Below are 22598 nucleotides of genomic sequence, written 5' to 3' on the forward strand. Positions count from 1 at the left end.
GGTGATTCCGACCTGCCGCGACCCGAGTCGATCTCGGCGTGGTCCACCAGGTGGGACCGGGTGAGCGACGCCTCGGCCCGCACGGCCCGACCGGCCGGGCGTGACGCGGGCCGGATGAACGGGGGGTGACAAGCGTGCGACGACCCTGTGTGAGGGCCCTCACCCCGCGGTCCGGGACACGTCGCCCGGACCGCCCCCTACCATCCTTCGTAGGTGCCCCAGCCGGCACCTTACGGCCATGGCACGGATCAGCGCAGGGCGCAGTGCGGCGCCCCGACGTCCCGGGCCGACCGCACACGAGCGTCTACGAGGACCGATGAATCCTGTCGTACTGATCGCCGAAGAACTCGCTCCCGCCGCCATCGAGGTGCTCGCGCACGACTTCGACGTGCGCCACGTCGACGGCACCGACCGCCCGGCCCTGCTCTCCGCCCTCTCCGAGGCCGACGCGGTGATCGTACGCAGTGCCACCCAGATCGACGCCGAGGCGATCGCCGCCGCGCCGCGGCTGAAGGTGGTCGCCCGGGCCGGCGTCGGCCTGGACAACGTCGAGGTGCCGGCCGCCACCGCGCGGGGCGTCATGGTCGTCAACGCTCCCACCTCCAACATCGTCTCCGCCGCCGAGCAGGCCGTCGCGCTGCTGCTCGCCGTGGCCCGCAACACCGCCAGCGCCAGCGCCGCGCTCAAGGCGGGGGAGTGGAAGCGGTCCAAGTACACCGGCGTCGAGATCCAGGGCAAGACCGTCGGCGTGGTCGGCCTCGGCCGCATCGGTGTGCTGTTCGCGCAGCGCATCGCGGCCTTCGGCACCCGGCTCATCGCGTACGACCCGTACATCCAGCCGGCCCGTGCGGCCCAGCTCGGTGTTCGCCTGGTCGGGCTGGAGGAGCTGCTACGGGAGAGCGACTTCATCTCGATCCACCTGCCCAAGACCCCGGAGACGGTGGGCCTGATCGGCGAGAAGGAGCTGGCGATCGTCAAGCCCGGCGTGCGGATCGTCAACGCCGCCCGCGGCGGGCTGGTCGACGAGCAGGCCCTGGCCGACGCGATCGCCGAGGGCCGGGTCGCCGGCGCCGGCATCGACGTGTACGCCAAGGAGCCCTGCACCTCCTCGCCGCTGTTCGCCTTCGACAACGTGGTGGCCACCCCGCACCTGGGCGCCTCGACCCACGAGGCGCAGGACAAGGCCGGCCTGGCCGTGGCCAGGAGCGTCAAGCTGGCGCTGCAGGGCGAGTTCGTGCCGGACGCGGTGAACGTGCAGGCCGGCGGCGTGGTCGCCGAGGACGTCCGGCCGCTGCTGCCGCTGGCCGAGAAGCTCGGCCGGGCCTTCACCGCGGTGGCCGGCGGGGTGGCCGCCAGCGTCACCGTCGAGGTGCGCGGCGCCATCGTCAACCACGACGTCTCGGTGCTCAAGCTCGCCGCCACCAAGGGGCTGTTCAGCTCGGTGGTGGAGGAGCAGGTCACCTACGTCAACGCGCCGCACCTGGCCGGCGAGCGGGGCGTCGAGGTCGCGCTGGCCAGCCAGGCCGAGACCGTGGACCACCCCGACCTGGTGACGGTGCGCGGCGCGCTGCCGGACGGCCGCACGGTCAGCGTCTCGGGCACGGTGACCCACAGCGGCGCCCGCGACGTCCTCAAGCTGACCGAGGTCGACGGCTTCGACGTGGAGATCGGCGCGGAGGGCATCCTGGTCTTCCTGCGCTACGTCGACCGGCCGGGCGTGGTCGGCACCGTCGGGACCCTGCTCGGCGAGGCCGGCGTGAACATCGCCGCCATGCAGGTCGCCCGTCGGGAGGCCGGCGGCGAGACGCTGATGACGCTCACCGTCGACCAGGCGCTCGGCGCGGACCTGCTCAGCTCGGCCGCCGACTCGATCGGCGCGGTCGCGGCCAGCGCCGCCGACCTGCGCGACGAGTAGCTCCGGACAGGACGGATCGGGGGCCCGGCCGGCCGGCCGGGCCCCTCGTCGTGCGCGGGACCGTCAGGGTTTGACGCGCGCGGGCGGCGGGTAGACCGAGCCGTCCTGCGCGTCGAAGAGCATCAGGTTGTGCTCGCCGGCCAGCCGCTCGATGTCGAGCAGAACCTGATCCTCGCAGGCGGGGAAGAGGTTCATCTCGACGTGGTCGGCGGCGGTGTGCAGCGGGGCGACCTCCCACGGGGTGCCCGGGCGGACCGGGTGGTCCGGATAGGCGCCGGTGATCGCCCGGTAGAAATTCACCACCCTCGGGTCCGGGTACTGCTCGCTGTGCCGCCCTTCGCGGCACCGCTGCACCGCTGCCCGTACGTCGTCGGGTGTTGCCCCGGGCGATAGGGCCCACACACTCAGATCGAAACTCACGGCGGACAGCGTGCCATCCCTGGTCCGTGGCGTCACCCCTGCCCCACCGCAGGTTAACTCCGCGTTGACCGGCCCGGGTGCGACAACGGTCCGCTGTGGAGACTCTTGCGTCGAGTTGCGTCGATTCGCTAGCGTACCGGTGCGGTCACTGGCTGAGTTGAGACCCCGGCCCGTCTTCGGGTGGCGCGGTCGTGCGTCCGGCCCACCAGCCCGCACCCCTCGATTGCGCGAGCCACGCGCACTCGTCGCTGACCGGCCCTCACGGTCGTTGCCGAGACCGTGGGGGCCGATCGCGGACGACGTCCCGGATGCGCAGGCGGGGCGGCGGAACCCGCGCCGGCTCTCAGCGCCGGCGGTGGGTGAACAGCGGCCGGTAGTCCGAGTCGCTGCGGAACCAGGCCAGCCCGGCCGGACCGGCCGCGTAGAGCGCGGTGGCGTAGGCGTCGGCGACCGCCAGGTCCGGTCCCACCACGGTGGCGGAGACGAGCTGGTCGGCCGGCTCGCCGGTGTGCGGGTCCACCACGTGCCCGTGGCGCCCGGTCACCCCGGAGGTGCCCACCGCGCCGGCCGTCATCTCCAACACCAGCGGCGCCCGGCGGGCGTCGGTCGGGTGGTGCACGGCGACCCGCCACGGGCCGCCGTGCGCGGCGTGACCGCGTACGGTGAGGTCTGCGCCGCAGAGCACCGCGTAGTCGTGCACGCCGGCGGCGCGCAGCCGCGCCGCGGCCCGCTCCACCGCCCAACCGCCGAGCAGGCCGCCCGGGTCGAAGCCGCCGGGCACCGCCCAGGCGTCGAACCACCCGTCGGTGGCCGCCCGCATGGCGGTGCAGCGGTCCACCAGGTCGGCCAGCGGCGGGTACGACTCGGGGCTGATCTCGCCCCGCCGCAGCCTCGAGACCAGGCTGTCCGGCCGGTTCGGCCCGTAGGTGAGGTCGATGGCGCGCAGCTCGGCGACGGCGTCCCGCAGCGCCTCGCCGACCCCGCGCCGGCCGAGCCACTCGGGGGCGTTGAGCAGCAGCGAGTACCCGGCGGTGGAGGTGCGGACGGTGTGCCGGACGCTGATCCGGTCGCCGGCCGTGCCGCCCGCCCGGTCCAGCCGGTGACTGCGGCTGCCGAGGCGCAGGTCGGGGCGGGGGCCGACGAAGGCCGACTGGTCGATCCACCGGGTCCGCGGCTGCTCGTCGTCCCAGCGGGCCCGTCGCTGCTCGATCCGCATCGCACCTGCTCCCTCGCTGGCCACGCCGCAGCGCCGCGGCGAAGCCGGTCCCGGGCCCCCGTCGACCCGCTCGCCCTGACCCTAGGGGCTGGAGTTGACTGCCCCATGAATGACACCTGGGAGCATCCTGAGCGTTCGGCCGTCCCGGATCGTGGAAGGCGCGTACCGGGACCCGGGACGGCGACGTACGGTTGCGGAGAACGACGAGGTGAGGGAGCGCCATGGCACGGATCGCGGTGGTGGCCGGGGACGGGATCGGACCCGAGGTGGTCGGGCAGGCCCGCAAGGTCATCGACGCCGTGCTCCCCGGAGTGGCGGCCACCGAGTACGACCTCGGCGCGGCCCGCTACCACCGCACCGGCGAGGTGCTGCCGGACTCGGTCCTCGACGAGCTGGCCGGGCACGACGCCATCCTGCTCGGCGCGGTCGGCGACCCGACCGTGCCGCCGGGGGTGCTGGAGCGCGGCCTGCTGCTCAAGCTCCGCTTCGCCTTCGACCAGTACGTCAACCTTCGCCCGTCCCGGCTCTGGCCGGGCGTGGCCGGCCCGCTGGCCGCGGTGAAGCCGGGCGAGGTCGACCTGGTCGTGGTCCGCGAGGGGACCGAGGGCCTGTACGCCGGCGCCGGCGGCTCGCTGCACCGGGACACCCCGGCCGAGGTGGCCACCGAGGAGAGCCTGAACACCCGGTACGGGGTGGAGCGGGTGATCCGGGACGCCTTCGCCCGGGCCCGGCGCCGGGAGCGGCGCAAGGTGACCCTGGTGCACAAGACCAACGTGCTGACCCACGCCGGCTCGCTCTGGGCGCGCGCCTTCGAGGCCGTCGCCGCCGAGCACCCCGACGTGACCACCGAGTACCAGCACGTCGACGCCGCCGCGATGTTCCTGGTGACCAACCCCCAGCGGTACGACGTGGTGGTGACCGACAACCTCTTCGGCGACATCCTCACCGACATCGCCGCCGCGGTGACCGGTGGCATCGGGATGGCCGCCAGCGGCTGCATCAATCCGGAGGGGCGTTACCCGTCGATGTTCGAGCCGGTGCACGGCTCCGCGCCGGACATCGCCGGCCGGGGCGTCGCCGACCCGGTCGCCGCGGTGCTCTCCGCCGCGCTCCTGCTCGACCAGCTCGGGCACGGCGACGCCGCCGCCCGGGTCACCGCCGCCGTCGCCAGCGAGCTGGCCGGCCGCACGCCGGGGGCGCCGCTGCGCACCGAGGAGGTCGGCGACCGGCTCGCCGGGTACGCCGTAGCCTGACCGGGCCGGTCGGCCCGGGTGCGGGCGCGGCCGGACCCGGGCCCGATGTACCGCACCGCCGGACGGCCGCAGCGCCATCCGGCGGTCTCGATGTGTCGGGGCGGAGGTATCCGCTGAACGACCGTTCGGGGTAAGTTTCTGGCACCAGTGACGTCGGCGTGCGATCCGGCATGCCGTGGACCCGCAGGGAGGTCAGCGCGATGAGCGGTGGTGACAAGATCGATTTCGAGATCCGTCCGAATCCCGCGCCGGTATCCGCCGCCGACCGGGCCGCACTGCTGGCGAACCCCGGATTCGGTCGGGTGTTCACCGACCACATGGTGACGATCCGGTACGCCGACGGGAAGGGCTGGTACGACGCCCGGGTCGAGGCACGCGCGCCGATCCCGATGGACCCGGCCGCCGCCGTTCTGCACTACGCGCAGGAGATCTTCGAGGGGCTGAAGGCGTACCGGACCGGGGACGGGGCGGTGACGATGTTCCGCCCGGAGGCGAACGCGGCCCGCTTCGCGGCCTCCGCCCAGCGGCTGGCGATGCCGGAGCTGCCGGCGGAGACCTTCGTCGAGTCGCTGCACCGACTGATCGAGATCGACCGGGAGTGGATCCCCGGGCACGAGGACGCCAGCCTCTACCTGCGGCCGTTCATGTTCGCCAGTGAGGTGTTCCTCGGCGTCCGCCCGTCCAACGAATACCTCTACTGCGTGATCGCGTCGCCGGCCGGGGCGTACTTCCCCGGTGGGGTCAAGCCGATCACCGTCTGGGCCTCCCCGGACTACACCCGCGCCGCCCCGGGCGGCACCGGAGCGGCCAAGTGCGGCGGCAACTACGCCGCCTCGCTGGTGGCGCAGGCCGAGGCGATCGAGGCCGGCTGCGACCAGGTGGTCTTCCTGGACGCCGTCGAGCGGCGCTTCGTCGACGAGCTGGGCGGCATGAACGTCTTCTTCGTCTACGACGACAACACGCTGGTCACCCCGCCGCTGAGCGGCACCATCCTGCCCGGCATCACCCGGGACGCGGTCCTCACCCTGGCCGCCGAGTCGGGGCACCGGGTCGAGGAGCGGCCGGTCAGCTTCGCCGACTGGCAGGCGGACGCGGCCAGCGGCCGGCTCCGCGAGGTCTTCGCCTGCGGCACCGCCGCGGTGATCACCCCGATCGGTGGCGTGCGCTTCCCGGACGGGGAGTTCCTCGTTGGTGGCGGTGAGCCGGGCCGCTCCACCATGGCGTTGCGGCAGCAGTTAGTGGACATCCAGCGCGGCCGGGCCGAGGACCGGCACGGCTGGGTGCGACGGGTGCTCTGACCTGCTGTTTGCACCCCGAGTCAGGGTGGCGCAAGCAACTGTCCGACAGCCGACACCGCCGCTGGCGGTGTCGGCTGTTTGGCCTGGTGGAAGCCCTCATGACGGTGCGTGACCAAGGTCCGTCTCACCGGCGAGCTGGTCGGCGCCCACCTGCCGAAGCTGCTCGCCGACCCGTCCCGCTCGGTGCGGGAGGAGGCGGTGCCGGCCCCGACGGACGTGCACCCGGACAACCCGGGGGTCACCAGGAAACGGTTCACCGTGCCGGTCCGGATCGAGCAGAACGACCTGCTCTTCACGTTCCGCAGCGACCGGGCGGCGGTGATCCAGGAGGTGCTGGCCCGGTTCGACGGCAGCGGCACCCTGGCCGGCCGGCCGACGCCCTCCCCGGCCTTCGCCGGGCTGCTCACCGTCACCTCCAGCCGGCACATGTTCACCCAGGTCGGGCTGCCCCGGTCGGTGGCCGAGCAGAACCAACTGCCGTACGCCCGGTTCATCCAGCCCGACTCCCCGATGTGGATGGGCTTCTCCGATCAGCAGACCAACGCCTCGGGCCCGCCGGCCATCTGCACCTTCGCCGGCAACGCCTCGGCCCGGCTCACCACCGCCCGGCCCGGCGACTACCTGGACAACGGCGGCATCCAGCACCTGTCGCACGTCATCCTCGACATGCTCCAGTTCTACGACATGGCCGGCCCGGACACCCCGCCCAGCGAGAACGGCAGCTTCACCAAGCGGGTGCAGTACATGTTCCACGCGCCCCCGGTGCACCCCGGCAACGCCGACCAGCTCGCCGACGGCGGCGGGCCGTCCTTCCTGCCCGCCGAGAACCGGGGGCCGGACTACGCGGAGCGCACCGCGCGGGGCATCGGCCTGCCCCGCGGCGAGCGGCGGATGGGGCACCTGTCCACCCTCCAGCGCACCTCCCCGTGCACCTGCGGGTGGACGGTCCGGGTTTCGACGCCCTCGACGTGCCGGACGGCAGCAGCCAGCCGAAGCTGCACTTCAGCGTCTTCGTGCCCACCGCGGACTTCTTCACCCGGATGCGGCGCAGCCAGGCCGCGGTGGACCTGGCCCGCAAGCACCGGGTGGCCGAGCAGGACAACGGCCTGGAACGCTTCCTGACCTGCACCCGACGGCAGAACTTCCTGGTCCCGCCCCGGCGGCACCGGGCCTTTCCGCTGCTGGAGCTGGCCGGCTGAGCGGCGTCAGTCGAGCAGGTGGTCGCGCAGCGCGGCGAGCTGAGCGTCGGTCACCCCGGCGTGGCGCAGGTAGCCCGCCACCGATCCGTACCCTTCGCGCAGCTCGGTGAGGAAGGTCGTCATCGCCTCGGCCGGTGAGGCGAGGTACGGCGGCGGCAGTTCCGGCAGGTCCGGCATGGTGGCGACGACCCAGGCGTGGAACCGTTGCGACGCCTCGGTGCTCAGCGCGTAGTCGGCGGCGATGTCCTCGTCGGCGACGCCGAGCACCGCGAGGGTGAGCCCGCAGACGATGCCGGTGCGGTCCTTGCCGGCGACGCAGTGCACCACCACCGGCGCGTTGGCGCTGTCGGCGATCAGGCCGACCGCCTCGGCCAGCCCGGCGGTGCCGGTCCGGGCCAGGTCGGCGTACCTGTCGGCGAGGTAGCGGGCCAGATCGACGCCCGGCTCGTACTGCTGTTCGGCCCAGTCCCGGTGCTCCGGGTGGATGTGCCGGTAGGTGAGGCCGTCGTACGCCGGCACCCGGCCGTCGCGGGCCACCTCGGTGGGACGACGCAGGTCGATGACGGTGCGGATGCCGAGGGCGGTGAACGCCGCCTGGTCGGTCTCGCTGATCCGGTGCAACGAGTCGGAGCGGTAGAGCCGGCTCCGCCGGACCCGACGCCCGTCGTGGCCGGTCAGGCCGCCGACGTCGCGGAAGTTGAACAGGGCGGGGAAGGGGTTCCGGTGCGGGGTGTCAGTGGCGTCCACCCCTGACACGCTAACGGCCGGCGGGGCACCGAGGTGCCCCGCTGGCCGTCGCAGTTCGTCACATCCGGGCCGGGCCGTCCGGCGGCAGCGACGAGTAGTTCTCGCCGTAGTAGCCGCCGAGCTTGTCCCGGTAGGCCGGGTCGGCGTGGCTGGCCTCGTCGTACTCCGGGGCGGCCTTGATCTGGTCCTTGTCCCGGTCGACGTAGACCTTGCGCTCGTCGTGGTCGACGTGGTTGACGGTGCCAGCCGGCAGCATGACCTTCTTGCCGAAGATCCACGGGCCGGTGTCGACGACCAGGTAGCTGTCGTTGACCTCGTGGCTGGCGCTGTCGATCTTGCCGATGCTGCCGTCGGCGGCCTCGACCTTGTAACCGGTCAGGTCGGCGCTGGCGACGCCGGCCTCGTCGCGGTACCGCCACGGGTCGAACGCGCCGGCCGGCGCGCCGCCGGCGTAGGCGCCCTGACCACCGTCGATGACCGGGTCGGTGGTGCCGTGCGTGGTCTGCGGATCGAGCCTGTCCATGAGGTAACTCCTGTCCCGACTGTCGCAGTCGTCGCGGAGAGTGCGTTTTCCACTGTCCCGGAAACTCCTACCCGCTCGTCGGGTTCTCAACCCCGGAGTACGGAGAGGCCGGCGCCGCGTTCCCGCGGCACCGGCCCCCACCAGGCGGTACGGCTCAGGCCAGCGCGGCCTCCGCGTCCAGCACCACGGCGGCCGCGTGCACGACGGCGGCGATGCGCAGTCCCTCGTGCACCTGCTCGCGGGTGAAACCGGTGCCCCGCAGGGTCTTCTCGTGCGACTCCAGGCAGACGCCGCAGCCGGTGATCGCCGAGACGGCGAGGCACCAGAGCTCGAAGTCGCCCTTCTCCACGCCGGGCCGGGCGATGATCTGCATCCGAAGCCGGGCCGGCATCGAGGCGTACTGCTCGTCGCCGATCAGGTGCTTGGCCCGGTAGTAAACGTTGTTCATCGCCATGATCGTGGCCGCGCCCTTGGCGGCCTCGATCGCCTCCGGAGTGAGGTGGTCGGCCGCCTCGGCGGCGACCTCCCGCAGCACCACCGGGTTACGCGCGGCGACCGCGCAGGCCAGGGCGGTGCCCCAGGCCTGCTCCGGCTTCAGCGTGGAGGTGCCGACGGTCGAGCCGAGGTTGAGCTTGATGTCCTTGGCGTACCCGGGCAGCGCCGCCTTGACCGCGTCCAGCCCCACGCTCAGGCCCCGGCGCCCGCGAGCAGCGCGGTGGCGTCCAGGGTGGCCCCGCCCTTGTTCCAGTTGCACGGGCAGAGCTCGTCGGTCTGCAGCGCGTCCAGCACCCGCAGCACCTCGGAGACGTTCCGGCCGACCGAGCCGGCGGTGACCATGGCGAACTGGATCTCGTTGTTCGGGTCGACGATGAAGGTGGCCCGCTGGGCGACGCCGTCCTCGCCGAGCACGCCGCAGGCGTCGGTCAGCTCGCGCTTGATGTCGCTGAGCATCGGGAAGGGCAGCTCGCGCAGGTCGGGGTGGTCCTTGCGCCACGCGTAGTGGACGAACTCGTTGTCGACGGAGACGCCGAGGACCTGCGCGTCCCGGTCGGCGAACTCCCCGTTGAGCCGGCCGAACTCGGCGATCTCGGTCGGGCAGATGAAGGTGAAGTCCTTCGGCCAGAAGAAGACCACGCGCCACTGGCCCTCGTGGGACTTGTGGTTGATCGTCTCGAACGCCTTCTCGGCGTCCAGCGACACGCAGGCGGTGAGTTCGTACTCGGGGAAGTGGTCACCGACAGTGAGCACAGGTTCTCCTTGACAGCGGCTTGTCAGCGGCACGAGGCCGGTAACTGGATCGGTTCCAGATATTGCCTCAACCGCGTTCCCGCCGGTCGGCGGCTGGATCACTTGTGAAGTCGATCACCGGCGAGCCCGTCCTCCGGACCGGCTCGCCGTCCAGTGCGGCCACCCTCCGTCACCGTCCCGACATGTGGATTTTGCCTCCCAAAACCAGTGCCGAGGTGGCAGAGTACCGATCGTGACCAGCTCCGTCCTGATTATTGGCAGCTAGCGCGCCGGCCTCCCCCTCGCCGAGCGCGCAGACCTCCCGCATCCGCGGGGGGTCTTTTTGTTGCTCTCCCAAGGCTCGAGAAGAGGATTCCATGACCTTCCAGGTGTACGACACGACGCTGCGCGACGGCGCGCAGCGCGAGGGGCTCAGCTACTCGGTGGTCGACAAGCTGGCGGTGGCTCGCCTGCTCGACGACCTCGGGGTCGGCTTCATCGAGGGCGGCTGGCCCGGTGCGGTACCGAAGGACACCGAGTTCTTCCGGCGGGCCCGCGGGGAGCTGGACCTGAAGCACGCGATCCTGGTCGCCTTCGGCGCCACCCGCAAGGCCGGGGTGGCCGTCGAGGCCGACCCGCAGGTGCGCGGGCTGCTCGACGCGGAGACGCCGGCGGTGGCGCTGGTCGCCAAGGCGGACCTGCGGCACGTCGAGCGGGCGCTGCGGACCACCGCCGAGGAGAACCTGGCGATGATCCGGGACACCGTCACCTACCTGGTCGGCCGGGGGCGGCGGGTCTTCGTGGACGGGGAACACTTCTTCGACGGCTACCGGTACGACCCGGCGTACACCGCCGCCGTGCTGGAGACGGCGCTCGCCGCCGGGGCGGAGCGGTTCGTGCTCTGCGACACCAACGGCGGGATGCTGCCCTCCCAGGTCACCGCCGCCATCGCGGACGTCACCGCGCGCACCGGCACGGCCCCGGAGCTGCTCGGCATCCACTGCCAGAACGACACCGCCTGCGCGGTCGCCAACACCATCGCCGCGGTGGAGGCCGGCGTCCGGCACTTCCAGGGCACCGCCAACGGCTACGGCGAGCGTCCCGGCAACGCCGACCTCTTTGCGGTCGTCGCCAATCTCCAGCTCAAACTCGGGCTGCCGGTCCTGCCGGAGGGCTGCCTGGAGCAGCTGGTGCGGGTCTCGCACGCCATCGCCGAGATCGCCAACATCGCCCCCGACACCCACCAGGCGTACGTCGGGGCCGCGGCCTTCGCCCACAAGGCGGGACTGCACGCGAGCGCGATCAAGGTGGACCCGTTGCTCTACAACCACGTGGACCCGTCGGTGGTGGGCAACGACATGCGGATCCTGGTGACCGAGATGGCCGGCCGGGCCAGCATCGAGCTCAAGAGCCGTGAGCTCGGTCTGGACCTGGCCGGCCACCCGGAGGCGCTCGCCACGGTCACCAAGCGGGTCAAGGAGTTGGAGGCCGGCGGCTGGTCGTTCGAGGCCGCCGACGCCTCGTTCGAGCTGCTGGTCCGCGCCGAGCTGCCGGACCGGGCCGCGCCGCGCCCGTTCACCCTAGAGTCGTACCGGGTGCTGGTCGAGCACCGCGAGGACGGCGCGGTGGTCTCCGAGGCCACCGTGAAGATCCGGGTACGCGGCGAGCGGGTGATCGCCACCGCCGAGGGGAACGGCCCGGTCAACGCCCTGGACGAGGCCCTACGGACGGGGCTCGCCCGGCACTACCCGGAGCTGGGCGAGTTCGAGCTGGCCGACTACAAGGTCCGCATCCTGGAGGGTAGCCACGGCACCGGCGCGGTGACCCGGGTGCTGGTGGAGACCGCCGGCGCGGGCCGCGACTGGACCACGGTCGGGGTGCACCCCAACGTGGTCGAGGCGTCCTGGCACGCCCTGGTCGACGCGCTCACCTACGGCCTGGACCGGGCCCGCGTCTGAGCACCGCCCCCCGCCGGTCGGGCTGGGCTCAGCGCGCCGTCGGCAGGCGCAGCTCGGCGAGGACGGCGCGGTGGTCACTGCCCGGGAGCGGATGCACCTCGACCGCGCGGACCGCGATGCGCCGGTCGGCCAGCACGTGGTCGATGGTGACCGGCGGGATCCGGTCGCCGTCGTACGGGCCCCAGGTCCCGGCGAGCCCCGCGCCGGCCGCGTCCGCCGCGTCCACGTAGCCGGTGGCGATCAGGTCGCGCAGCGGCGCGTGGTCGAGGGTGGCGTTGAAGTCCCCGGCCAGCACGCTGAGCTGCCCGTGCGGGGTGGCCGGCGGCTGCCCACGCAGATCGGTCCACCAGTCCGGCACCACCCGGACGGCGTACGGCGAGGCCGGGTGCGCCGATTCCACCCGCAGGGGTGGCGCGCCCGGCACCGCCACGGTCCCGTATGCCTGCCGGAAGGGGAAGCCCTGGTTGCGCCGGACCCCCGCCGCGCTGAGCGGATGGCGCGAGTAGAGCCCGGAGCCGGAGGCGCCGGGCTCGGGGTGCAGCTCCCGGTAGGGCAGCAGGGCGGCCAGCCCGAGCCGGTCCAGCTCGGTGGCGATGTCCGCGGTGAACTCCTGCACGGCCAGCACGTCGACCCGCCGGGTGCGGACCAGGTCGACCAGCGCGGCCGGCTCGGCGCCGCCCAGGAGCAGGTTGGCGGTGAGCAGGCGCAGGGTCGGGCCGTCGGCCGAGGGCTGGTCGGAGCCGATGGCGCGGGGGGCCACCGCGCCGAGCAGCGCCAGGGCGGTGACCGCGGCGACCACCGCCGGTGCCCGGCGACGCAGGACGAGCGCCAGTGCCAGGGGCGCCACGGAGCCGGCGGCGACGTACGGGGTGAAGGCGACCGCCTGCACCAGCGGCCCCCGTTCCAGCCCGGCCAGCCGGAACACCGCCCAGGCGGCCGTCGGCAGCACCGCCAGCCAGCAGGCCGCCGCCGCGATCCGGGTCGTCCTGCCCGCCGTTCGATTCTCGCGCCGCACGGCGTCACCGTACCGGCCGAGCACCCGGCGCGAAGGCCCCAAAGCGATTTCGTGAACAGCCGTCAATCCACCCTTTCGCAATTACCGGAGTGCGCCGAAACGACGGAACGCAATTTGACGCTATGGACCGACTGCATTTTCCGATGCCACGTTCCATGGTGGAGCTGTCGCGACTATCCGTAGTTGTCCCAGCTCAAGTCGGGTTAAGTCAATGGCCGACGGGCATTCAAGGTGCGCTGGGAGCGGATTTTCCAACCTGTCGTCGCAAGCTGCGCCCGGCTCCCGTGCAGTAGTGCTCAGCCGACCCGCGGTCGCCCCCCCGGTACCTGACGCCCAACGGCGTCTTCGTGCAGACCCGCAGCTCGACCGGATCCGCCGCGGACAAGCCGTTCCACCTGGTCATCCACAACTGACCCGCCACGGCGGGGGTCGGTGCCGTCTGGGTGGGGCTGCGTGCCCGCGTACCACCCGTGCGGTTGCGGCCCGCCCGGGTTGGTCGTCCCCGTCCCGCCCGGGATGGGTCGACGAGGCGCTGATAATCCCACGTTTGTCCGCCCGTCGGCACGGGAAGCAAGCACCGTGACGGACATCTCGGACACCCTGACCAGCGTGCCCAGCCCGGTCGATGCCGACGCGAGCGGCGTCGAGCTGGAACAGACTCTCTTCGAGGTCAAGCGCGTGATCGTGGGGCAGGATCGCCTCGTCGAGCGCCTGCTCATCGCCCTCGTCGCCGACGGGCACTGCCTGCTGGAGGGCGTGCCGGGAGTGGCGAAGACCCTCGCGGCACAGACCCTCGCCACGGTCGTCGGCGGCACCTTCTCCCGGATCCAGTTCACCCCCGACCTGGTTCCCTCCGACATCGTCGGCACCCGGATCTACCGGGCCTCCACCGAGCGCTTCGACGTCGAGCTGGGCCCGATCATGGCGAACCTGGTGCTCGCCGACGAGATCAACCGCGCTCCGGCGAAGGTGCAGTCGGCGCTGCTGGAGGCGATGGCCGAACGGCAGGTCTCGATCGGCGGCCGGAGCTGGCCGGTGCCCGACCCGTTCCTGGTGCTCGCCACCCAGAACCCGATCGAGTCGGAGGGCGTCTACCAGTTGCCCGAGGCGCAGCGTGACCGGTTCCTCATGAAGATCGTGGTGGGCTACCCGACCGACGCCGACGAGTTGGCCATCCTCTACCGGATGAGCACCGACCGGCCGACCGCGCGACCGGTGCTCGACCCGACGCGCCTGCGGGATCTCCAGCGCCAGGCCGGTCAGGTCTTCGTCCACCACGCACTCGCCGAGTACGTCGTCCGGCTCATCCTCGCCACCCGCGACCCGGGCCGATTCGGACTGCCGGAGATCGCGCCCCTGCTGGCGTACGGGGCGAGCCCCCGGGCCACCCTCGGTCTGGTCGCCGCCGCCCGCGCCCAGGCGCTGATCCGGGGCCGGGAGTACGTGCTGCCGGAGGACGTCCGGGACCTGGCCGTCGACGTGCTCGCCCACCGCCTGGTGCTCTCCTTCGACGCGGTGGCGGACGGCATTGCCGCCGAGACGGTGATCCGCCGGTTGATCGAGGCGGTGCCGCCGCCCCGGGCCGTGCACGGCCACCCCGGGACGGCGGCCGACCTGGCGGCGGCATGAGGCGCCGGGCGGCACCCGTCCTGCCCGAGCCGACCCTGGCGGACCTCACCCCCGACCAGCGACTGCGCCGGCTGGAGCTGACCGTCACCCGCCGGCTCGACGGGCTGTTGCACGGCCAGTACCAGGGCCTGCTGCCCGGGCCGGGCAGCGAGGCGGCCGGCAGTCGGGAGTACCGACCCGGTGAGGACGAGGTGCGCCGGATGGACTGGGCGGTCACCGCCCGGACCACCGTCCCGCACGTCCGCGAGGTCGACGCCGACCGGGAGCTGACCACCTGGCTGCTGGTCGACGCCAGCCCCAGCATGGAGTACGGCACCGCCACACTGGACAAACGCGAGCTGGCGGTGGCCGCGGTGGCGGCGGTGGGATTCCTCACCGCGGGCATCGGCAACCGCCTCGGCGCGCAGGTGCTCGCCCCGGACGGCCTACGTCGGTTCCCGGCCCGGGGAGGGCGCACCCACCTGCTCGGCCTGTTGCGCGCCCTGCTGGCCGCGCCGCGGGCCGCCGACGCGTCGCCCGCCTCGCCGACCCTCGCCGACGGGCTGGCCGGCGTGCAGCGGACGGCCGCCCGGCGGGGCCTGGTGGTGGTGATCTCCGACTTCCTCGACGGGCTGCCCGACGAGCCGGACGCCGCCCCGCCGTGGGAGGCGGCGCTGCGCCGGCTCGCCGTCCGGCACCAGGTGCTCGCCGTCGAGGTGACCGACCCGCGCGAGCTCGAACTGCCGGACGTCGGCCTGGTCACCCTGGTCGACCCGGAGACCGGCCGGCACCGCGAGGTGTGGACCGGCGACCCGAACCTGCGCGAACGGTACGCGCAGGCCGCCGCCGCCCAGCGCGACCAGGTGCGCCAGGCGCTGCGCCGCTCCGGCGCCGCCCACCTGGCGCTGCGGACCGACCGGGACTGGGGCGCCGACATCGTGCGCCACGTGCACGCCCAGCGTCGGCTGGCGGCCGCCCCGGCCGGGAGCCGGGGAGGTGCCGCATGACCTGGCAGTCGCCGGGCCGGCTCTGGCTGCTGCTCGGCGTGGCCGCGCTCGTCGTCGGTTACCTGGTGATGCAGCGGCGGCAGAGCCGGTACGCCGTCCGCTTCACCAACCTGCGTCTGCTGGACCGGGTCGCGCCGCAGCGGCCGGCCTGGCGCCGGCACGTGCCGGCGGGTCTCTTCCTCGCCATGCTCGCGCTGCTGGTGGTCGGCTTCGCCCGGCCCAGCGCCGAGGTGCGGGTGCCCCGGGAACGGGCCACCGTGATGGTGGCGGTGGACGTCTCCACCTCGATGCTCGCCGGCGACGTCGACCCGGACCGGCTGACCGCCGCCAAGGATGCCGCCCGCCGGTTCGTCGACGCCCTGCCGGACGAGTTCAACGTGGGACTGGTCGCCTTCGCCGGCAGCGCGGCGGTGCTGGTGCCGCCGAGCATCGACCGGGACGCGCTGCACGAGGGGATCGGCCGCCTGGCCGAAGGGATCACCGGCGTCCAGGGCACCGCCATCGGGGAGGCGATCAGCACCTCCCTCGGCGCGGTGAAGAGCCTGGACGCCAAGGCCGCCAAGGATCCACCGCCGGCCCGGATCATCATCCTCTCGGACGGGGCGAACACCTCCGGGATGGACCCGATGGAGGCCGCCGCCCAGGCCGTCTCGGCCAAGGTCCCGGTGCACACGATCTCGTTCGGCACACCGTCCGGTTTCGTCGACCGGGGCGGGCGGGCGATCCGGGTGCCGGTCGACGGCCAGACCCTCAAGGCGGTGGCCGAGGAGACCGGGGGCGGTTTCCACGAGGCGACCAGCAGCGCCGAGCTGCGTGCCGTCTACGAGGACATCGGCACGTCGGTCGGCTACCGCAAGGAGCGGCAGGACGTCTCCGCTCGCTTCATCGGCCTCGGGCTGGTCTTCGCCATGGGCGCGGCCGCCGGATCGCTGCGGTGGTTCTCCCGGCTGCCCTGAACCGCGGCGCCGGCGACGGCAGCACGACACGTGAGGAGCCAGGTATGGCAGTGCAGACCGGACTCGGCGAGCCGCGCGGCCCGTGGTTCGTCTCGCCGGAGCTGGACCCGGACGGGCGCGGGCGCGGGGACGTACCCGGGTCGCGGCGGGGCCCGGGCGAACGGGGATGGCGCGGCCGGATGCTGACCGCGCTGGCGGTGGTGGCCCTCTCCACCGTCTCCGGCGCGGCGGCCGGCAGTTGGGTGGCCGGGCGCGACGTGCCCGGGCCGGCCGCGGCGTCGGCCGCGCCGGTGCCGGCGGAGCTGACCACCGCCGCCGAGAAGACCGTGCCCGGTGTGGTCTCGGTGATGGTCGGCGGCACGTCGGGCTCCTCGGCCACCGGCTCCGGCTTCGCCATCGACCACGAGCAGCACATCGTCACCAACGACCACATTCTGGCCCGGGGCGGCTCCGGGCCGGTCACGGTGGAGACCTCGGACGGCCGACGGTTCAGTGCCGTGGTGGTGGGCCGCGAGCCGAGCAGCGACCTGGCGGTGCTCAAGGTGCCGGCGTCGGCCGGGTTGCCGCCGCTGCCGCTGGCCAAGCCGAACTCCACCCGGGTGGGGGAGCCGGTGCTGGCGGTCGGCTCGCCGCTCGGCCTGTCCGGCACGGTGACCGCCGGTATCGTCAGCGCGCTCAACCGGCAGGTACGCATCGGCAACGGCCGGCACACCGCCGTGCAGACCGACGCCCCCATCAACCCGGGCAACTCGGGTGGGCCGCTGGTCAACGCGCGGGGCGAGGTGGTCGGGGTGAACACGGCCATCGCCACCATCGACGGCAACGGTTCGATCGGCATCGGCTTCGCCATCCCGATAGACCAGGTCCAGCAGACCGCCGACACCATCATCGGCCGGGGCGGCTGACCGCCCGGCGCGGCCCTGACCTGGGCGGGCTCGGACGGGCCGCCCGGCGGAAGGGGTGGGCTGTCGGATATCCGGCGTGGGAGCATCGGGCCATGGAAATATGACGCTGAGTATGGATACTGGCGTGGGTGGAGCAAGCTGTCATCGCGGCCCTCCTCCTGATGGGCCTGGTCATCGGCACCGGCGTCGGCGCGGCCTACGCCCGCGCGAAACGTGGCTGGACGGACTACAGGGCGGCCAAGAACATCGTCCCGGGTGCCCGGCGCACCGCCTGGTTGGCGATCCGTGCGGTCCTCACCAAGGTCGGGGTGATCGCCCTGCTGCTGGTCGGCGCGGCCGCGTACGCGGCGGCCGGCGCCGACCACGAACGGTCCGGTCCGGCGCCCACTCCGGGCGTGACCCACACCCCGAGCCCACCTCCGGGGCGCTAGCCTCGGAGCGTGGACGACGGACTGCGGGTGACCGACCGGCTCGTGGTCCCCGCCGCCGAGCTGCGGGAGCGGTTCTCCCGCTCGTCCGGGCCGGGCGGCCAGGGGGTCAACACCGCCGACTCCCGGGTGGAGCTCAGCTTCGACCTGGCCGGCTCGCCCAGCGTGCCCGAACCGCTGCGTGCCCGGGCCCTCGACCGGCTCGCCAACCGGCTGGTCGACGGCGTGCTGACCGTGGCGGCCAGCGAGCACCGGGCGCAGTTGGCCAACCGGGAGGCCGCCCGCGACCGGATGGCCGCCCTGCTGCGGGAGGCGGTCGCACCGCCCCCGAAGCCGCGCCGCCCGACCCGCCCGTCGCGGGCGGCCAAGGAGCGCCGGCTGGCCGAGAAGAAGCGCCGGTCCCAGCGCAAGCGCGACCGCCGGGTGGACGGGGACTGAGCGAGTTCAGCGGGCGGTCACCGGCCGGACGCCGGCCCGCTCGTGCCCCCGAGCCACCTCGAACGCGGTGAAGCCCAGGCAGACCACGGCGAGCACGCCCAGCGCCAGGAGCGCCGCCAGCGAGGTGGTCAGTGGCAGCAGGGCCGCGACCACGACCGTCTGGACCAGCCGGGCCGGCCGGATTCGTCCCGTCATCCGCCAGCGGAACGCGAGGTCGCCGAGCAGATAGAGCAGCACCCCGGCGAAGAGCGCCACGTGGCCCACCAGGTACGGCGGCGGCCCGAACTCGAAGAAACCCCGGCTGCCCAGCACCGACATGGTCTTGCGCAGGCCGAGCGAGACCAGCACGATCCCGGCCACCATCGGCAGGTGCAGCCAGGTGTACGCGTCGCGGGCCAGTCGGGTCCGGCGGGTGCCCCCGGTCGCCGCCAGGGTCCGTTCGCCTTCGGTGCTGTCCCAGCCGAAGTAGATCCACCACAGGCTGGCCAGCAGGGCGGTGCCCAGGACCACCGCCACGATGATCCGGGCCGAGACGGGCGTGTAGACCACCGCCGAACCCGTGGAGATCACCGCCTCGCCGAGCCCGATGATGATGATCAGGCCGTGCCGGTCGGTCCAGTGCTCCGCCGAGCCGATCCGCAGGTGTCGCAGGCCGATCCGGGCGTTTCCGGCGAAGTCGATCGCGATGGCCAGCAGCCACAGTCCGAGCTGTGCCGGGGTGAAGTCGCGGATGTCGTCGACCGGGCGGGGCAGCAGCGCCGCGGCCAGCAGCAGGGCCAGCGCGAGCAGCGTCGGCAGGGCGGTGCCCGCCGGTGGCGTCCGCCAGCCCGGAGCCTGCCACGCCAGCAGCCCGAACGCGGCCAGGTGCAGCAGGCGGATGACCGCGTAGCAGCCGACGAAGACCAGCGGCCCCGGGAGGCCACCGAGCGCGCCGACGAACGCCTGCGGGCTGGCCAGGGTGATCAGCGCGGTCAGCCCGACCACCGTGACCATCACCAGGCGCACCACCGCGGTCTCCGAGCGGACCACCGCGGCCAGCCAGGCGTATCCGGCCCAGGCGAGCCAGAGCACGGTGAGCACGAGCAGCCCCCGGCCCAGGCCGCGCCAGGTCGGATCGTCGGCCATCAGCGCGGCCACCTGGAGGAACGCATACACGAAGACCAGGTCGAAGAAGAGCTCCTTCGGGGTCACCCCGGCCTGCTCGTGCACCGGGGCGATCTGCGCGTGCAGCCGCCGGTGCCGGTGCCGGAAGACCGTCGCGTCGGCCAGCGCCATCGCGGCCGCCGCCGCGGTGAGCAGGGTCAGCTCGGCCAGCACCGGCAGGTGTGGGGCGAGCGGGGCGAGCAGCGCCACCAGCACGATGCCGAGCAACGGCGAGCGGCCCAGGAAGCGCAGCGTACGGAGCTCGAAGAGGATCAGCCCGAGCAGGTAGAGGGCCACCCCGCCGTAGAGCACCAGCGGCACGAGCCCCCGCCCCACCTCGTCGCTGTGCATCCGCAGTTCGCCGAGCGCCTCCTTCAGGCCGAGCGCCACCATGATCAGCCCGGCCATCATCGGCAGGTGCAGGAAGCTGTACGCGTCCCGGCCGAGCCGCGTGCGGCGCTCCCCGGAGACCCGCTCCAGGGACTTCTCGGCGACGAACCGGGCCACGTCGAAGTACGTCCACCAGAGGGCGCCGGCCAGCCCCACCCCGAGCAGCACCCCGGCCAGCACCGCCGGGGTCAACGGCTGGGCCACCGCCACCCCCTGGCTCAACCCCACCGAGATGATCGTCTCGCCGAACCCGATCAGGACGATCAGGCTGTGCCGCTCCGCCCAGTACGGGATCGAGGTGATCCGCCACAGGCCCGACCCGACCAGTAGCGCCCCGCCGTACTCGACGACGATCGCGCAGGCCACCAGCGCGAAACGGGCCCACTCCCGGGCCACCGGGTCCTCGATCCGGCCGGGCACCGTGGCGGCGGCGAGCAGGAACAGGGCACCGGCCAGCGCCAGTGGCCAGGCCTGGAGGAACAGCCGGCGACCCCGCCCCGGGCCGGTCCCGGCCAGCGTGGCGACCCCCAGCACGGTGGCCCGGACGAACAGGTAACCCATCGCGAACACCACCGGCCCGGACAGCCCGCCGGGGCGGTCGAGGAACGCCTCCCGAACGGTCAGCCCCAGTACGAACATGGCCGCGCTGAGCCCGAACATCACCACCGGCATGACGCCCCGGTCCAGCCGGAGGGTGTTGCCGAGCCAGGCGAACGAAGCCCAGCACCACCAGAGCAGCACCAGCAACAGCAGGCCGCGCGGCAGCCCCGCCGGGTTGAGCTGCTCGGCCGTGACGCCGGTGACGTTGAGAAAGGCGAAGACGAAGATCAGGTCCAGGAAGAGCTCCAGCCGGCTGACGCTCCCGTCGCCGGCCAGCTGGATCCGACCGACGCCGCCCACCACCTCACTCTGCCCAACCGGCGGGAGGGCTGGCCGGTGATCGCGCGAAGCGGGCGCCGGCCGGGTGAAAAGGGATTGAGGCGGCCCCGTCGGCCCGCTCAGAATTCGCCGCGTGCCGACCGACTTCTCGATCAAGCCCACGCTCACCGGCGAGCGGGTGCTGCTGCGCCCGTTCACCGCCGCCGACGCCGACACCTTCCAGGCGATCCTGGCCGACCCGGAGGTGGTCCGGCTGACCGGCAGCCCGCGGCAGGAGCGGTTCGACCTGGACCGGTTGCGCGACTGGTACGGCAGCCGCAGCGCCCAGACCGACCGGCTCGACCTGGCCGTGGTGGACCGGGCCACCGGGGACTGCGTCGGCGAGGTGGTTCTGTACGAGTGGGACCGGCACAACGACAACTGCACCTTCCGCACCCTGGTCGGCCCGGCCGGCCGGGACCGCGGGCTCGGCACGGAGGCGACCCGGCTCATCGTCGGATACGGCTTCGAGCAGCTCGGCCTGCACCGGATCGGGCTGCACGTGTTCGTGTTCAACCCGCGGGCCCGCCGGGTGTACGAGAAGGTCGGCTTCGTGGTCGAGGGCGTGGAGCGGCAGGTGCTGCGCGACGGCGACGGCTGGGCGGACGCCGTCATGATGTCGATCCTCGCCCCGGAGTGGATGCGGCACCGGGGGTGTCCGGAGGGCTGAGCCCGCAGCGCGGGACCGGGTTGAGCGCGCGGCGTTGAACCGCTTCAATACCTACGGGAGCGCCGGGCCGTCACCGACCACCACGTCACGTGACAGGAGTCCCGTCCTCATGCCCCGTACACCCGTGCGCGCCGCCCTGACCGCGGTCGCCGCCCTCCTGCCCGCCCTCGCCCTCGGCTTCGCCCTCATGCCGACGGCGCCACCGGCCGCCGCGGCCGTCACCCCGGTCCGCGTCATGCCGCTCGGCGACTCCATCACCGGGTCGCCGGGCTGCTGGCGATCGGTGCTCTGGAACCGCCTGCAGAGCACCGGGTACACCGACGTCGACTTCGTCGGCACCCTCGGCCCGCAGGGCTGCGCCCTGCCGTACGACGGGGACAACGAGGGGCACGGCGGTTACCTGGTGACCAACGTGGCCAACCAGGACCTGCTGCCCGGCTGGCTCGCCGCCACCCGTCCGGACGTCGTACTGATGCACTTCGGCACCAACGACGTGTGGAGCAACATCGCGCCCGCCGCCATCCTGACCGCGTACTCCAAGCTGGTGGACCAGATGCGGGCCAGCAACCCGGCGACGGCCGTGCTGGTCGCGAAGATCATCCCGATGAACCCGAGCAGCTGCCCCGAGTGCGGCCAGCGGGTGGTCGCGCTCAACTCCGCCATCGACGGCTGGGCGGCGGGAAAGACCGCGGCTGCCTCGCCGGTCGTGGTGGTCGACCAGTGGACCGGCTTCGACACGGCCACCGACACCTACGACGGGGTGCACCCGAACGCGGCCGGCGACCAGAAGATGTCCGACCGCTGGTACCCGGCGCTCACCGCGGCCCTGCGCCGGACCACCCCGACGCCCACCACCTCGCCGACCGGCAGCCCGAGCCCGACGGGCAGCCCCACGCCGCCGCCGACCGGCAGCCCGACGCCCACCCCGACCGGGACTCCGGCCGGCGGCTGCGCGGCGACCTACCGGACCGTCGGGCAGTGGCCGGGCGGCTTCCAGGGTGAGGTCACGGTCCGCAACACCGGCACCGCGCCGACCGCCGGCTGGACGATCCGCTTCACGCTCCCCGACGATCAGCGGATCACCCAGGCGTGGGGCGCGGAGGTGACGCAGAGCGGCACCGCGGTGACCGCCCGGAACGTGAGCTGGAACGGGGCTCTGTCCCCGTCCGCCGAGACCAGCTGGGGCTTCCTGGCCAGCGGCGGTCCGGTGCTGACACCGCTGGTGAGCTGCACCGCCGGCTGACCCGGGCGCGGGGCCCCCGTCGGCGAGTCCGGCGGGTCCCGGCCGGTGCCCCCGGTCGCCCGGCGCGCCCGTGATCAACTCGACGTGCGGGAAGTTGGCGTGTCGCAGCTCGTGGAAGGCA

At 73.3% G+C, this 22598-nt stretch carries 21 protein-coding genes; 13 read left to right on the plus strand and 8 right to left on the minus strand.

What is annotated here, in order from left to right; translation table 11 throughout:
- Window positions 1-316: 316 nt before the first annotated feature.
- Window positions 317-1915: a phosphoglycerate dehydrogenase gene (serA, locus tag ACL02O_RS21580; protein WP_412819926.1), complete on the plus strand. Its 1599-nt coding sequence runs from the start codon at window positions 317-319 to the stop codon at window positions 1913-1915.
- Between the two features lie 63 nt (window positions 1916-1978).
- Here serA and ACL02O_RS21585 read toward each other — a convergent pair whose 3' ends face one another.
- Window positions 1979-2335: a hypothetical protein gene (locus tag ACL02O_RS21585; protein WP_412819927.1), complete on the minus strand. Its 357-nt coding sequence runs from the start codon at window positions 2333-2335 to the stop codon at window positions 1979-1981.
- 343 nt (window positions 2336-2678) lie between these two features.
- The gene (locus ACL02O_RS21590; RefSeq protein ID WP_412819928.1) at window positions 2679-3551 is read right to left on the minus strand and encodes an FAD:protein FMN transferase; all 873 of its coding nucleotides are present in this window, start codon (window positions 3549-3551) and stop codon (window positions 2679-2681) included.
- 221 nt (window positions 3552-3772) lie between these two features.
- On the opposite strand from ACL02O_RS21590, the gene ACL02O_RS21595 reads away from it, so the two are divergent.
- The 3 genes from ACL02O_RS21595 (at window position 3773) to ACL02O_RS21605 (ending at window position 7224) form a co-directional block, all read left to right on the plus strand.
- Complete coding sequence (locus tag ACL02O_RS21595) at window positions 3773-4804, plus strand: 3-isopropylmalate dehydrogenase (protein WP_412819929.1); 1032 nt, start codon at window positions 3773-3775, stop codon at window positions 4802-4804.
- 200 nt (window positions 4805-5004) lie between these two features.
- Complete coding sequence (locus tag ACL02O_RS21600) at window positions 5005-6102, plus strand: branched-chain amino acid aminotransferase (RefSeq protein WP_412819930.1); 1098 nt, start codon at window positions 5005-5007, stop codon at window positions 6100-6102.
- A 108-nt stretch (window positions 6103-6210) separates the two neighbouring features.
- Window positions 6211-7224, plus strand: a complete 1014-nt coding sequence (locus tag ACL02O_RS21605) for a DUF7405 family protein (RefSeq protein ID WP_412819931.1) — start codon at window positions 6211-6213, stop codon at window positions 7222-7224.
- 83 nt (window positions 7225-7307) lie between these two features.
- Here ACL02O_RS21605 and ACL02O_RS21610 read toward each other — a convergent pair whose 3' ends face one another.
- From ACL02O_RS21610 to ACL02O_RS21625, 4 genes are all read right to left on the minus strand, one after another.
- Entirely contained in the window at window positions 7308-8057 is a 750-nt protein-coding gene (locus tag ACL02O_RS21610) for a tyrosine-protein phosphatase (RefSeq protein ID WP_412819932.1), read from the minus strand.
- A gap of 49 nt (window positions 8058-8106) precedes the next feature.
- Window positions 8107-8571, minus strand: coding sequence for a PRC-barrel domain-containing protein (locus ACL02O_RS21615; protein WP_412819933.1), 465 nt, complete (start codon window positions 8569-8571; stop codon window positions 8107-8109).
- A gap of 154 nt (window positions 8572-8725) precedes the next feature.
- On the minus strand, window positions 8726-9256 hold the full coding sequence (locus tag ACL02O_RS21620; protein WP_412819934.1) for a carboxymuconolactone decarboxylase family protein: 531 nt from the start codon (window positions 9254-9256) through the stop codon (window positions 8726-8728).
- Window positions 9257-9258: 2 nt separating this feature from the next.
- Complete coding sequence (locus ACL02O_RS21625) at window positions 9259-9819, minus strand: peroxiredoxin (RefSeq protein WP_412819935.1); 561 nt, start codon at window positions 9817-9819, stop codon at window positions 9259-9261.
- Window positions 9820-10175: 356 nt separating this feature from the next.
- On the opposite strand from ACL02O_RS21625, the gene cimA reads away from it, so the two are divergent.
- The gene (cimA, locus tag ACL02O_RS21630; protein ID WP_412819936.1) at window positions 10176-11756 is read left to right on the plus strand and encodes a citramalate synthase; all 1581 of its coding nucleotides are present in this window, start codon (window positions 10176-10178) and stop codon (window positions 11754-11756) included.
- A 28-nt stretch (window positions 11757-11784) separates the two neighbouring features.
- On the opposite strand, the gene ACL02O_RS21635 is transcribed toward cimA, so the two are convergent.
- On the minus strand, window positions 11785-12771 hold the full coding sequence (locus ACL02O_RS21635) for an endonuclease/exonuclease/phosphatase family protein (protein ID WP_412819937.1): 987 nt from the start codon (window positions 12769-12771) through the stop codon (window positions 11785-11787).
- A 579-nt stretch (window positions 12772-13350) separates the two neighbouring features.
- Here ACL02O_RS21635 and ACL02O_RS21640 point away from each other — a divergent pair.
- The 6 genes from ACL02O_RS21640 (at window position 13351) to arfB (ending at window position 18113) form a co-directional block, all read left to right on the plus strand.
- The gene (locus ACL02O_RS21640) at window positions 13351-14400 is read left to right on the plus strand and encodes an AAA family ATPase (protein WP_412819938.1); all 1050 of its coding nucleotides are present in this window, start codon (window positions 13351-13353) and stop codon (window positions 14398-14400) included.
- Window positions 14397-15386, plus strand: a complete 990-nt coding sequence (locus ACL02O_RS21645) for a DUF58 domain-containing protein (protein WP_412819939.1) — start codon at window positions 14397-14399, stop codon at window positions 15384-15386. Before ACL02O_RS21640 ends, ACL02O_RS21645 begins: the two co-directional genes overlap by 4 nt.
- Window positions 15383-16342 carry a VWA domain-containing protein gene (locus ACL02O_RS21650; protein WP_412819940.1) on the plus strand — a complete coding sequence of 320 codons (960 nt, stop codon included), beginning with the start codon at window positions 15383-15385 and terminating at the stop codon, window positions 16340-16342. Before ACL02O_RS21645 ends, ACL02O_RS21650 begins: the two co-directional genes overlap by 4 nt.
- Before the next feature lie 44 nt (window positions 16343-16386).
- On the plus strand, window positions 16387-17247 hold the full coding sequence (locus ACL02O_RS21655; protein WP_412819941.1) for a S1C family serine protease: 861 nt from the start codon (window positions 16387-16389) through the stop codon (window positions 17245-17247).
- Between the two features lie 128 nt (window positions 17248-17375).
- On the plus strand, window positions 17376-17678 hold the full coding sequence (locus tag ACL02O_RS21660; RefSeq protein ID WP_412819942.1) for a hypothetical protein: 303 nt from the start codon (window positions 17376-17378) through the stop codon (window positions 17676-17678).
- A 9-nt stretch (window positions 17679-17687) separates the two neighbouring features.
- Window positions 17688-18113, plus strand: a complete 426-nt coding sequence (gene arfB / locus ACL02O_RS21665; RefSeq protein ID WP_412819943.1) for an alternative ribosome rescue aminoacyl-tRNA hydrolase ArfB — start codon at window positions 17688-17690, stop codon at window positions 18111-18113.
- Window positions 18114-18119: 6 nt separating this feature from the next.
- On the opposite strand, the gene ACL02O_RS21670 is transcribed toward arfB, so the two are convergent.
- The gene (locus ACL02O_RS21670) at window positions 18120-20546 is read right to left on the minus strand and encodes a low temperature requirement protein A (RefSeq protein ID WP_412819944.1); all 2427 of its coding nucleotides are present in this window, start codon (window positions 20544-20546) and stop codon (window positions 18120-18122) included.
- Window positions 20547-20658: 112 nt separating this feature from the next.
- Here ACL02O_RS21670 and ACL02O_RS21675 point away from each other — a divergent pair, with 112 nt between their 5' ends.
- The gene (locus ACL02O_RS21675) at window positions 20659-21234 is read left to right on the plus strand and encodes a GNAT family N-acetyltransferase (protein ID WP_412819945.1); all 576 of its coding nucleotides are present in this window, start codon (window positions 20659-20661) and stop codon (window positions 21232-21234) included.
- A gap of 109 nt (window positions 21235-21343) precedes the next feature.
- Window positions 21344-22477, plus strand: a complete 1134-nt coding sequence (locus ACL02O_RS21680) for a cellulose binding domain-containing protein (protein WP_412819946.1) — start codon at window positions 21344-21346, stop codon at window positions 22475-22477.
- Window positions 22478-22598: the final 121 nt, after the last annotated feature.

The organism is Micromonospora mangrovicola (assembly GCF_047200535.1).
GTDB lineage: Bacteria > Actinomycetota > Actinomycetes > Mycobacteriales > Micromonosporaceae > Micromonospora.